Origin of the sequence: Paenibacillus sp. VMFN-D1, from assembly GCF_003386155.1 — a bacterium.
Lineage (GTDB): Bacteria > Bacillota > Bacilli > Paenibacillales > Paenibacillaceae > Paenibacillus_AQ > Paenibacillus_AQ favisporus.
In genome coordinates this window covers 1323984-1336425 of sequence record NZ_QRDU01000001.1, presented here as the reverse complement: position 1 = coordinate 1336425, position 12442 = coordinate 1323984, and the positions used below count along the sequence as shown (strand labels likewise).

Below are 12442 nucleotides of genomic sequence, written 5' to 3'. Positions count from 1 at the left end.
CGCGGTTACAAGCCTAGGGTATTCGTCTGTCACATTTCGTCATACTCTCTCTATATTTACCAGGTGTAATCCCTTCGACTTTCTTAAACACTCTAATGAAAACGCTGTCACTTGTATAGCCGACCATCTTGGCGATCTGTGCGTTGGTCAGCCCAGGATCCTCCATCAGTTTCTTTGCGTGATCCATCCGTACCACTGTCAGGTAGTCGTTTAAGTTCTGCCCGCTTACCCTTTTAAAAAATTGTGAGATATATTGCGGTGTGATTTGCAAATGCTCAGACAATAAATTCAGGCTCATGTTGGGATCGGCGTAATTCGCTTGAATACAAGCCTGTATTTGCATAAGGAGCTGTTCACTGTGGTCACTTCGTTCCAATTTGAATGATTCGGCAGCCGATAAATACAGGTCCTTTGCTTTTTCAAACATTTCATCGGTTGTTTTACAGGAGAGCAGGAAACGTACAGGATGGATGTCGCCCTCTGTAAGCCTACGGTACGCCGGAGTATCCGAAGTCATGATACGCAGCAGGGTACTGGCGAGACTGAATAATAGGCATCTCCCCAGCTCAGGAGTGATAGATTCGTCGCTAAAATTCATATCGAACAGCTGTTTAAGCAGAAGGACAACCTGCTCTTTGTCACCGCTTCGAACACAATTGATTAACTGCAGCTCGGTTTCGACGGGGTAATAATATTGCAGCTTTTGCTGGCGGATATCATGATAATAAAAGATCGACAGCTGCCCATTTACCATCCTGTACTCCAAGGCGGCAGCCGCCTCCAAATAGGCTTCTCCAATCTGATGCTGCCCCTCATGAACTCCGCTTATGGCTATACTGATCTCCAGCTTGAATCGGGTCTCCAAAATGCGGTGCAATTCAGAAACGATGTCCTTAACCCGGCAAGCCGGGTGCCCCAACTGATCCGGCAACAGATTGACGAGCAGGGCCAGCCGGTTTTTCTCCAGGTCTATGGTATGTATCGTATGCAAGTCGTAGATCGAATCTTCAGCCAAATTGGAGATAATAAATCGGACCAATGCCCATTGTTTTTCACTTTGGTTCGGTGCGAACCGGGTCAAGTCGTCCACTTGAACGAGAATGACGGCAAAATGAGGAAACGGAAACTGGATACCCATAAATTCCAGCGATTGTTTCATTTGCTCTGGAGGCTCATAATAGCCTTGAAGCACTCGATGCAAATAATTGGAACGAAGCAAGGGCAGCTGCTGGGTAAGCTTGTTCTTAATACTTCTCTCCTCGTCCCAGGAAACCTTCATCATTTCCATGATGTAGTCAAATTCATCACCAGCCGCTTTCCGGGGATGGAACTTTCCGCCCGGTATTGCCTCTACAATTCTTTTGATTGGAAAATAATTTCTATATGTGATTCCATACGCTGCTGCGCTCCCTACAAGGATGCATAACAAGAGAAGCCACAGCGCAAGATGCTCCATTTGTTTTAATTTATGCAGATATAAATTCAATGGCATCACATCAATATAGTACCATCCGACTTGTTCCGAGGTAGTGAATGATACCATCACATCTTGACCGTTCAGATGGGTATTGAGTAGACCGGTATTCGACTTCAGTTCGTTCAATATGGATGTTGATAAAGGGCTGGCGCCGGGTGTACTGCTGATGAGTTCATGATTTTGGTCCACGATATAAACGAAGCTCCCGTTGGCGGACTCGATTTTTCGTGTCATTTCGTGAATTTTGGCTTCATCGATCAGAACGACAAGACTTCCTTTAATTGTGGAGGTGTCTTCGACAGGCAGCGATTGCATAAAGGTAATGACTTTCATAGGGTCATTCTTCAGGCTGCTGTTTCGCTGCAAGGTTGCTGCCGGCAGGTAAGTTTGACTATGGTAGCTGATCATCTGTTTACGCCATTCTTCATAGGTAAGATGATCAAAGCTATAATATTTATCGTAAAAGCTGTGCGAATCGGTCACGAGGTTCGGTTTGATCACAGAATCACTTCGGTCCAAAAAAATATAGAAATCGTTAACAAAATTGTTGGTCATGTGGGAGTACATTTTTAAATAGTCTCTTGAAAACTGTACCAGATGATATCGTTCGGATAAGTTTTTGCTCTGCGTATCCAATAAATAACGCAGCTTAGGATTAAGTATCATTTGATTGGATAAATGTTCAATATCTTTAAGATTGCTGTCTATATTGAGACGCATTTGCTCCAGCATGCCAAGATTGGAACGTTCCGCATTGGCTTTCATGATATGTTCAAACTGGGTATAGAAAACAAACCAGATGATGATGGGAAGCAGGAGCAGCAGACAATTGGATACGAGCATCCTGATGAATAGGCTTCTTCTTTTGCTTCCGGCATTCTTTTTTCGGATGAATGAAAACATTGCGATCCTCCTAGTATAGAAAAGCTTGCTCACTCCCTATAATTCGGGAAGAGCAAGCTTACTCCCTTCGTTGGATGACCGATTCGTGTGACGATCATTCTTTTAACGCACCGATCAGGACACCGTGCACAAAATACTTTTGCAGAAACGGATACAGACATAATATCGGAAGTGTGGAAATGATAATTGTCGCATACTTGATCGTGATTCCGATGTCTAACCGATCTGAGGCCGCTGCATCGGTCGTCATGCTGTCCGTACTGTTCGAGATCAGAATTTCACGGAGAACCAGCTGCAGGGGAAATAACTCCCGGTCACGCAAATAAATCAATGCGCTAAAGTACGAATTCCAATGTCCGACCGCATACCACAAAATCATGACGGCTATAACGGGCATCGAGAGAGGAACAATGATCCGGCTCATGATGGTCCAGTCGTTCGCTCCGTCGATCCGCGCGGATTCCTCCAGACTTACGGGTACCGCTTGAAATGCGGTTCGCATAATGATCAAGTTAAATGAACTGACTGCCCCAGGCAAGAGAAGTGCCCAAGGCGTATCCAGCATGCCGAGACTGTTCACCAGCAGAAACGATGGAATGAGCCCCCCATTGAACACCATCGTGATCACGATCATGAACATGATGGAATTGCTGAAATAGACGTTGCGGCGAGAAAGGGCATAGGCTCCAAGTGTTGTCATGAATAAGTTGATGGCTGTACCGCCAGCGACATAAAAAATCGTGTTCCGGTAACCGGTCAGGATCATCGGATTATCCATTACGGCTTTATATGCCTCCAAGTTAAATCCTTTAGGGTAAAACAGCATGCCGCGAAATCGGGCCATTTCTGTAGGATCGCTCAAAGAGGCGAACAATACGTAAAGGAACGGGTAAAGCGTGACGAAGCAAAGCAGAATCATGAAGCACGTGTTGACGCCGGAAAATATCCATTCACCCAGGCTGCGTTTGTGAAGCATACCGTTTCTCCTTTTACCATAATTTATGTTCACTCACTCGTTTGCTAATGGAATTGGCGAGTACGATCAGAATGAAGCTGATGACCGAATTGAACAGCCCCACGGCAGCGGTATAACCGAAATCGGCTCCAAGAATACCTTTTCTGTATACATAGGTGGAGATGACATCGGCCGTCTCATAGGTTATCGGATTGTACATGAGGATAATTTTCTCACTCCCGACGGAAAGCATGGATCCAATATTGAGGATGAACATGATCACAATGGTTGGCATAATTCCGGTTAAGGTAATATGCAAGGTCTGTTTCCATCGTCCTGCTCCGTCAATCCGGGCCGCATCATAAAGCGTCGGGTCGATATTGGCAATGGATGCGAGATAGATGATCGAACCCCACCCGATTCCCTGCCAGATGCCCGAGGAAATGTACATGAACCGAAACCATTCCGGCTCCTGCATGAAAGCAATCGGTTGAAGTCCAATCATGAGGAGAAGGTTATTCACCAGCCCGTCTCGGGCAAAGAAATCGATCATCATGCCTACCACAACGACGATGGAGATAAAGTGCGGGAGGTAACTTATGGTCTGTACGATCCGTTTAAAAAAGCCCTTCCGAATTTCATTAAGCAATAACGCAAGAATAATCGAAGCGGGAAATGCGAACAGCAATTCATAAATATTGATCAACAAGGTGTTCCGAATCAGTCTCCAAAAATAGTAATTTCCAAAAAAGCTTTTAAAATGATCGAAACCAACCCACGGACTTCCCCAAATGCCGTCTGCAAGCCCGTAATCTTTAAAAGCAATCTGCAAACCATACATCGGTCCGTAATGAAAAACGATATAGTAGGCAATGACAGGCAGCAGTATAAGATAAATGTAGCGATTTCGGATCAAGTCCCTTTTAATGATGCTCCATTTCGTGTCTGCACGGTTCCCCGCTGCCGTCGTCACCATATTTCCCTGTACATTAGGCATGGCTTACTCCTTCTTTGAACACGGGAGAACGGCAAGCCGCAAGCTTTCCGCCTCCAGTTTAGTAGGCTTTTTAGCGGTTGTTGTAGCGTTCCAATCCGGATTGCTGCATTTTGATCGCATCGTCGAGCCCCATGCTTTTCAGGGTAGCGACATACTCATCGAACTTATTTAGCGATTCTGCGCCCATAATAAATTTAACGATCATTTCATTTTTGTAGGTGTCAACATCGTTCATGATCGAGGCATATCGGCTGTTGTCTTCCCTGGCGATCGTGATCGGAGGCATTCTCTTTTCATTCGAAGGTTCTGCCCAGACGGTTAAAGCCTCTTGCTGCTCCGGTCTGGCCGCATATTGCTCCATGTAGCGTACATCCTGCAAGAACGGACCGGCATCAGCGGACAAGACATGCTGTTTAAGGGATTGCGCAAGCGGCAATCCATCCGGATTGTTCATGACCGAGTCCGTATACTTCGGATAACCGTTCTCCATCGTATAGGAGACGCCTTCTTTACCGAAGTTCATGATCATTCGTCCTTCTTCGCTATAGAAGTAATCGAAGAATTTTACAGTTTCTTTTACGTGCTTGTTGCTTCCGGTAATAGCCGTGAATATACCTACAATTTGATTGTCCATTTGACCGAATATCGGTTTATCGCCGGACTTCAATGTCGGATAAGGTGTGGCAGCAAGCTTGAATTGCGGTTCCTTGGACTCCATTAAGTCCATAAATCTGCCCAAGCCACCGCCTACTGCCATCACAGCCGCACCGACCTGATTGCCGGTCATTTTGGCATCGTACATTTTGCTGTCATTGGCCGCAAAGTCTTTGTCCAGCAAGCCCTCATTGTACCAACGGTTCATGGTGGTAAGGTATTCCTTATATTCGGGTTGAACGGGGCCATATTTAACCGTATTTCCTTCGTGATAGAAGCCGTTCGGGATTCCAAAAACACCAGTAAAAGCAAGCTCGCCTGCTCCGATCATGATCGGAATTTCATCGGCCTTTCCGTTGCCGTTGGGATCTTGCTCCTTAAACGCTTTCAAAACGGTGTACCATTCGTCGATCGTTTTAGGAATAGGCAAGCCCAACTTGTCCAGCCAATCTTTACGTATAACCGGACCGTCGTGGGTTTGCAGTTTTCTAACGGGGCGGATAAACGGGAAGCCGATAATATCACCATTATCTGTCGACGCCTGCCTTCTCCATTCCGGGTTCTCGTCCAGCAGCTTTTTGAAGTTAGGCGCATCATCCAAATAGTCGTTTAATGGAATGATTTTACCATCCTGAATCGCTTTTTGAGCACCTCCCGGGTAATTATTCCACGAATACTCCACGACATCCGGCAGCGATTTCGAGGCCATCATCAAGTTGAATTGCTCCCCACCTTGACCTTGGGCCGGGTGTTGATAATCGATGGTGACACCGGTGTTCTTTTCGATTTCTTTAATAGCGGTAATCTCTCCATAGCTTTTCATAATGGCCGCTGCGTCCTTATGCATCTCTTTCCAATACGATAAGTGGCTCAAAGGTTCGGTTGTCTCTGCGGATTTCGTACTCCCCTTTGCGTTCTCCTCACTGCTGCAGCCGGCTATCGCTATAGCGGCTAACCCCAAACATAAAACGGGTGCAAGCTTATTGATTATTTTCCTGCTCATCTGCATCAATCGTAGCTCCTCCTCAATTTTAGATGTGCTTTTGCCATATTCAGCATAAAGGATGGTGGTTTCTCCCGAAATCGTACAAAATCAGAAAAGGTTTGCCGTTATTAAGATCGACTACTTGCGAAAATAAAACTGAATCGACCATATTAATGAATATAGACGAAAACGCGTTGGTTTCCTTGTCTTTTTTCCTGCTGTGTAACCTGTTGTTGTCATCGGATCTGACAGGAACATCTATCGTTAGAATATAAAAAGCCGCAGGTGTGCGGCTGTTATCTTCATCTTAATCGTTTATGGGCTTCACATCTTGGGGATAAACCACTTTCGTGCTTTTGCTCAGCTCAGCTTCAGTTCCAACAAAAAAAGATTCGACTGCCGGATACTGGAGTCCCCCTTGAGCTTCTGCCTTTGTAACTTTATGCGAATGAATGAGCTCATCTGTATCTAAAGCTGTCCTGTTGTTTTCTTCGTCAATATAGAAATAATCATCTGTAGTAATGCCATACCTTACATCTTCAGTTGCTGTTTTAAGAACTCCGTTTGATCCAATCTTGTATTGGTATGTACCGTCTTGCTCAATGATTTCGGACGCATTTTTTTGGTGATAGATAATAAAAACCCACCCAGTATAGCCTTTAGGAATCAAATAAACATTATGGTTTTTAGGTGAGGATGTACAAGCTGATAATAAAACAAAAACAAAACTGGCTAATAGCGCCATGCTTAATAAATATCGACTTTTCATAAGTGTTCCCCCACCATTGATAATAAGTGAAATTCGTCACATTTATCTACGTCTTTTATTATATTCTGTGATCTTGATCCATTTCATCCCCCTTTTCGATTGCTTTCGCATTTGCAGGCAGGTCCATCTCAACTTCAGTTGTGGTTCTTTTGTACAAAATAAAGAGCACATTGTTCAAGATCGTTCTACAGGAATGCCTTACACTAATGCTAAAGAGGTTCTATTCCAAATCGATGGAGGATGTTCAATGAATCATGCATGGACCTATGTCCGCCTTGCCGCCGTATCCGTGTTTTGGGGAGCCAGCTTTAATGCCGGTGAGCTGGCCATTCACGCGATGCCCCCTTTGACGGTCACCGCTTGGAGATTCCTCATAGCCGCCGCACTCATGCTGTTGCTTCTATTTGTGAAGGAAAAACCATCGTGGAGCACTGTTCGTTCCTCGATCTGGGTCTATATTTTATTAGGGGTAGTCGGCGTTTTCGTAACGAATGCTCTGCAGTTCACAGCCTTGAAGTATACACCACCGCTTCATCCTGCCTTGATTATGGCTACAAACCCAATCGTAACGGCACTTTTGGCGGTGCCTTTGCTGAAAGAAAACATCCGTAAGGGCCAAATCATCGGAATGTTGTGCTCGCTCGCCGGTGTTCTTATGGTCATTACCAACGGGGCTTTTTGGCAACTCACTAACATATCACTTGGAGATTTTATAGCACTGGGAGCGAATATCACTTGGGCGCTCTATGGTGTACTGGGACGAAAGCTTCTGACCAACAGCACGCCGCTCGCCACCTCAGCCATAACCATGGCAATTGCTACCATTTGCTTCCTGCCTTTTCTGGATTTCCCCTCACCGGGTATATCGCAAACGACACTCACAACAGCATGGATTTGCATTTTCTTTATGGGGACATTTGGCGCTGTTTTGACTTTTCTTTGGTGGAATCAAGGCATACAGAAGGTAGGTGCAAACCGTACCTCCGTATTCTTCAACCTGGTTCCTGTCGTAACGCTGATGATTTCGGTACTGATGGGGCAGCCGGTAGGTTGGGTTCAAGTAGTCGGTACCTTCCTCGTCATATTGGGTGTCGTCACCGCAGTCCGGACAAAACGAATGGGACCGAGTGGAAATCATGGGCAAAAGCCAACCATCACCGTTTCGGTCAAATCGGATCTTTGAGTCTTTTATGCCAAGTGATGAGCAGAACTTACAAGAATACAAAAGCGATGCACTGTAAAATAATCGTATGTACAAACGAGGAGGAAATAAGATGAACAACAATCAAGAGCTCTTGATCTGGATGAACAAAATGGCTGTAATCGAAACGGTATCCAAATTTGCTTATTATGCCGACAGCCGGGAGTGGGAATCACTTCAGCAGCTATTTACGGAAGAAGTGACAGTCGATTATACGTCCTTGGCAGGTGGCGAACCTATTACCATACCGGCCAGCATGCTGATGGACAACTGGAAACAGTCATTAACGCCTTTAAAAGCGACACAGCATTTGATCTCCAACCATATCGTGGATTTCGAAAATGAAGATCGGGCCGTATGCCGTGCCTACTTCCAAGCACAGCATGATTTTCCAAACTCCTTCGGAGGGAGTCAGTGGACTTTGGGCGGAAAGTATTTGTTCCGCTTCGTAAAAGAACACGATCAGTGGAAGATTACCGAATTGGTCATGACCGCGGTATGGGCCAGCGGCAATCAAAATATTATGAACTTGGCCAGCCAACACAACTAAACTCTTTGCGAAGTTTCAAGTGCCTCAGCATGCCTGCTGCTCTGATAATCACTTAGTAGACGCTGCATTTTTTCCATCGTGCCATCTTGATGAGGAACATGAATGGAGACGGTCAAATTTGGATCATGTAAATACTGAAACGAAACAAGATCAAAATTCAACTTCCCGAGATTCGGACAGTGCAGTGTCTTTGGAGCATCTATGGCATCGAGTACTTCATGATCGTCCCAAAACTCCCGAAACTCCCTGCTAACTTGGGACAAAGCGTCGAACTGTTCGGACCACCAGGGGTCGTCACCGTGACGCGCATAACCGGCATGAAAATTAGCGACAATCCGTCGCGCATGCAGTTCCCATTGTTCTCCCTTAGCGTAACGGAAGCGGGGTGACGTAAACGTCATCCATACAAAATTCCGCTCCCGATCTGACATAGCGGCCAGCTCCCCATTCAACGCGCAATAAGCCTCATTCCAGGCAATGATGTTCATACGTGCATCCATGACATTTGCCGCGGACAGGTTTTGACTATCTAGAAAGCGTTGAAGTTCCGGTGTAACCTTAGATGTTTTCTTGGTTTCAACCAAGGGATATTGCTTACGGGCCAGATGATACAGATGTCTGCGTTCCGATTCATCTAACCGGAGCACTTCTGCTATCCGATCAAGGACTTCTACGGATACGTTAATATGACGCCCCTGTTCCAAGTAGGTATACCAATCCAATCCCACGCCTGCCAACAGAGCCACCTCGCCTCGCCGAAGTCCGGGTGTCCGTCTGCGTCCGGAATCCGGCAATCCTGCTTGCTTAGGTGTGATCCTTTCACGCCGTGAGCGTAAAAATCGAGATAATTCCTCGTATCGGTCCAATCTCTTCGACATAATCCTCATGCCCCCTACTATATTCATGAACGTAGGATTCCCAATCCTACGATAACCAGATCTCTTCCTAGCCTCTTCACGTTTCATTAAACTCAGTTTATGTCCTCCATAGGAGGAAAAGCAAGGATGGATCAGACAGTGATCGCCCCAACCTGTTCTTTTCCATTCGAACCCATCTGATTGAGGTGATGACAATGAAAGTAGCCGCCATTGTCGGCAGCATCCGCAAGGAATCTTTTAATTTAAAGCTAGCTTACTATATTCAACATCGTTATAAGCATCTTTTCCAATTGGATGTGTTGAATATCCGGGATCTTCCCTTTTACGATCAGGATACGGAGTCCGCTCCGCCGCAGACGGTTATCGATTTCAAGGGCAAAGTCGCTGAAGCCGACGCGGTGTTATGGGTCACTCCTGAGTATAATTCAACCATTCCAGGTGTCATGGTAAATGCGATTGACTGGTTATCCCGCGTTGACCAAGTAATGGTCGGTAAGCCCTCTTGGATCGTAGGCTCTTCCATGGGTCTGCTGGGATCGGTGAAAGCTCAGGGCCATCTGCGTGATATATTGTTTTCTTCCGGCATTTCATCGCCGCTGTTACCGGGAATTGAAGTATACATCGGCCTTGTGCATGAGAAATTTAATGAGAAGGGTGAGTTGACCGATGAACCTACGATTAAGTATCTGGATCTCGTATCCGGAAATTTCGTGAAATGGGCTAAGGAACAATCCCGATTAAAGCAGCTGCAAAGTCAAGTATAAACGAGAATCTGGAGGAAAAAGATGTTTGAACATATTGTACTATTGAAATTCAAGCCCGATGTTTCGACTGCAAAAAAAGAAGAAGCCGTCATGCAAGTTTATGACTTTAAAGGAAACATTCCGGGTATCACAGAAATTACCGCTGGAATGAACGTTACGGAGGAGAAGGAGCATATGCAGGGGTATACGCTGGGAATCCGCGTCTCTTTTGAGAGTCAACAGGCTTGCCAGGACTATATTCAGCATCCCCTGCATCAAGAGTTTTTGCAGGCGATTGGCCCATATGTTGAAGGGATCATCGTTATGGACTACCCCTGGAAAGATCAGGATTAGAAGAATACACCTATTTTGTTAATAAAAAAAGCCGCAGTTATGCGGCTTTTAAAATGGCTTAACGACCATGAGCACCAATACGGCAATCATCAGCAGCATGGCTGCCATCTCGATGGGCACGATCTTTTTTAGCTGCAGTCCGAATTCGTCAGGTATGTCATTACCTTGGTCCTGACGCTCAGATATGGTTTTTCTGATCTTTTTCATACGCGGCTCGATCCATCCGTCGATCAGTCCAACCATGAGAAGAGCTAAGAGAATAGATACATTCAGCCACATTTGGGATAACCCCATCTTGGTTATGATCATAAGCCCAACCCCGGTCAGAATAAGTCCAGTTCCGCCAATTTTAGTAATGATGGTCAGTTTGGCCGTTATCCCTAAAACAAAATGAAGCTGGCCAACCGTTCTGGCGGATCTCCGAATGATGGGCGTTACGAAAGCGGGGCCGATAAAAGCGATCGAAGACAATATATGCAAAACGAGCAGTAATCCAAATAGACCCATCACCCCCTCCTCCTCAGCTCACTGCAATATGGCTTTGATAAGCTAGACCGACCCGTTTTCTTTTAAACGATCCTTCGAGTTCAAGATGGTCCAACATACACATGACAACATCGTCATAAGCCACATTCAGCTCTTGAAATCTGCTGAACAAGTGACCGGCTATCTCTGCTTCGGAAAAGTCCTTGATCGTCTCCTGCATCGGAACGGGCAAAATTTCCGTTGTGACATGCAGATGAGCAGAATCTGAATGCTCTCTCGCATCTGTCATGGTTCCCGGACACATCATGGTCCAATCGAGGTCCGTCCGCAGCAGCCTTTCGAAATTCCGGTTGTGGTTTTTATACTCAGGCGGAAAGCCGGGTAAATTGTTGCCGATCAAATCCGTATAAGGAATATCCAGCAGGCCGGCTCCTCCCATAACCCATACCCGCCCGGAGAAACTAGGCTCCAATTCACACTGGCTTATTATGTTATCGACGATTCGGACAAACTCTTCTCCCTGCCCCGCATGACCGGCTGCAATAATAGCGGCTTCTTGATTCACAAGTGCCTCACGAACGCTCACCGGGTCCATCATGTCGTCCACGATCACTTTCACATGCTTTTCGGAATGCTCACCCAGCTGATCGTAAAGCTTCTCAGCATTTCGCACAAATGCGGTCATTTCATGCCCCATTTGTATCCCTTGTGCCAACACTCTTTTCCCTGTATTCCCCGTCGCTCCAAAAACAATGATTTTCATCGTTATGTCCTCCTCTTCATGGGTCCCTTATTTGGTTAGCTCAAGCTTAGCATCGCTTCAAAAGGATGTTAAGAACCCACTTTAAAGTAGGGGACTTACTTAAAAGTAAGTATGACGGTAAGGGATACAATGCTTTTTTCAGGAGTGTGACTGCAGGGAAGCAAAAAGCTGCCCGGAAATCCCGTGGCAGCTTTTAGTTGGAGTTGTTTGAATTCGTGTACAAGTTCATTAAATCCGTTTTATGACGCCGGCTCTTCATACTTCCTCTTATTATGATTCTCTCCCCAAGCACACATGACTTCCGCAACAGGAATCAAGGTTTGGCCGTATTCACTAAGGGAATATTCTACTCTTGGAGGGACTGTCGGGTAAACCGTTCGATCGACAACGCCTTCTCGTTCCAAATCCCGGAGATGTTGTGCAAGCATTTTTTGCGAAACATCAGGGATAAGCTTTTCCAGATCGCTGAATCGCTTTGTAGAATCAATCAAAAGCCATAAAATCATCGGCTTCCATTTGCCACTTAGAACATGAATGATGGTCTCAATCGGACATTCACGCTGATGAATCATTGATGAATCATCCCCTTACCTGTAAGTAAGTACATTAACTGCAATGAACATAACAAAATTTTACATTAGCCCTACAATCAAGTCAATCCATAACCGTCTGAACCGTATTGGCAAACCCCCATTCCGAATACTTCATGGTGTCCAAGCATCCCTGC

General features: G+C 45.6%; 13 protein-coding genes. 4 read left to right on the top strand and 9 right to left on the bottom strand.

All coding sequences use genetic code 11. The features are described 5' to 3' along the window. Positions 1–13 precede the first annotated feature (13 nt). From C7820_RS06290 to C7820_RS06270, 5 genes are all read right to left on the bottom strand, one after another. Positions 14–2380: an AraC family transcriptional regulator gene (locus tag C7820_RS06290; protein WP_116230205.1), complete on the bottom strand. Its 2367-nt coding sequence runs from the start codon at positions 2378–2380 to the stop codon at positions 14–16. Between the two features lie 94 nt (positions 2381–2474). After that, positions 2475–3356 carry a carbohydrate ABC transporter permease gene (locus C7820_RS06285; RefSeq protein ID WP_076164814.1) on the bottom strand — a complete coding sequence of 294 codons (882 nt, stop codon included), beginning with the start codon at positions 3354–3356 and terminating at the stop codon, positions 2475–2477. A gap of 13 nt (positions 3357–3369) precedes the next feature. After that, entirely contained in the window at positions 3370–4332 is a 963-nt protein-coding gene (locus C7820_RS06280) for an ABC transporter permease (protein WP_116230204.1), read from the bottom strand. Positions 4333–4402: 70 nt separating this feature from the next. Beyond that, positions 4403–5995, bottom strand: a complete 1593-nt coding sequence (locus C7820_RS06275) for an extracellular solute-binding protein (RefSeq protein ID WP_116230203.1) — start codon at positions 5993–5995, stop codon at positions 4403–4405. 283 nt (positions 5996–6278) lie between these two features. Further along, positions 6279–6740, bottom strand: a complete 462-nt coding sequence (locus tag C7820_RS06270) for a DUF6843 domain-containing protein (RefSeq protein WP_147306255.1) — start codon at positions 6738–6740, stop codon at positions 6279–6281. Positions 6741–6987: 247 nt separating this feature from the next. Between C7820_RS06270 and C7820_RS06265 the strand changes: the two genes are divergently transcribed. Beyond that, positions 6988–7923 (top strand): DMT family transporter, encoded by a 936-nt coding sequence (locus C7820_RS06265; RefSeq protein ID WP_181908947.1) that lies wholly within the window; start codon positions 6988–6990, stop codon positions 7921–7923. Positions 7924–8014: 91 nt separating this feature from the next. Beyond that, positions 8015–8491, top strand: coding sequence for a nuclear transport factor 2 family protein (locus tag C7820_RS06260; RefSeq protein ID WP_181908946.1), 477 nt, complete (start codon positions 8015–8017; stop codon positions 8489–8491). Here the strand turns inward: C7820_RS06260 and C7820_RS06255 are convergent. Beyond that, entirely contained in the window at positions 8488–9369 is an 882-nt protein-coding gene (locus C7820_RS06255) for a helix-turn-helix transcriptional regulator (protein WP_116231656.1), read from the bottom strand. The two genes, C7820_RS06260 and C7820_RS06255, sit on opposite strands and share 4 nt — an antisense overlap. Positions 9370–9563: 194 nt before the next feature. Here C7820_RS06255 and C7820_RS06250 point away from each other — a divergent pair, with 194 nt between their 5' ends. After that, positions 9564–10133: an NADPH-dependent FMN reductase gene (locus C7820_RS06250; protein WP_116230199.1), complete on the top strand. Its 570-nt coding sequence runs from the start codon at positions 9564–9566 to the stop codon at positions 10131–10133. 21 nt (positions 10134–10154) lie between these two features. Beyond that, complete coding sequence (locus tag C7820_RS06245; RefSeq protein ID WP_116230198.1) at positions 10155–10466, top strand: Dabb family protein; 312 nt, start codon at positions 10155–10157, stop codon at positions 10464–10466. A gap of 48 nt (positions 10467–10514) precedes the next feature. Here C7820_RS06245 and C7820_RS06240 read toward each other — a convergent pair whose 3' ends face one another. The 3 genes from C7820_RS06240 to C7820_RS06230 form a co-directional block, all read right to left on the bottom strand. Next, positions 10515–10973: a DUF2269 family protein gene (locus tag C7820_RS06240; RefSeq protein ID WP_116230197.1), complete on the bottom strand. Its 459-nt coding sequence runs from the start codon at positions 10971–10973 to the stop codon at positions 10515–10517. 13 nt (positions 10974–10986) lie between these two features. Next, positions 10987–11715 carry an NAD(P)-dependent oxidoreductase gene (locus tag C7820_RS06235; RefSeq protein WP_116230196.1) on the bottom strand — a complete coding sequence of 243 codons (729 nt, stop codon included), beginning with the start codon at positions 11713–11715 and terminating at the stop codon, positions 10987–10989. Between the two features lie 239 nt (positions 11716–11954). Next, positions 11955–12287: a winged helix-turn-helix transcriptional regulator gene (locus tag C7820_RS06230; protein WP_089547588.1), complete on the bottom strand. Its 333-nt coding sequence runs from the start codon at positions 12285–12287 to the stop codon at positions 11955–11957. Between the last annotated feature and the right edge of the window lie 155 nt (positions 12288–12442).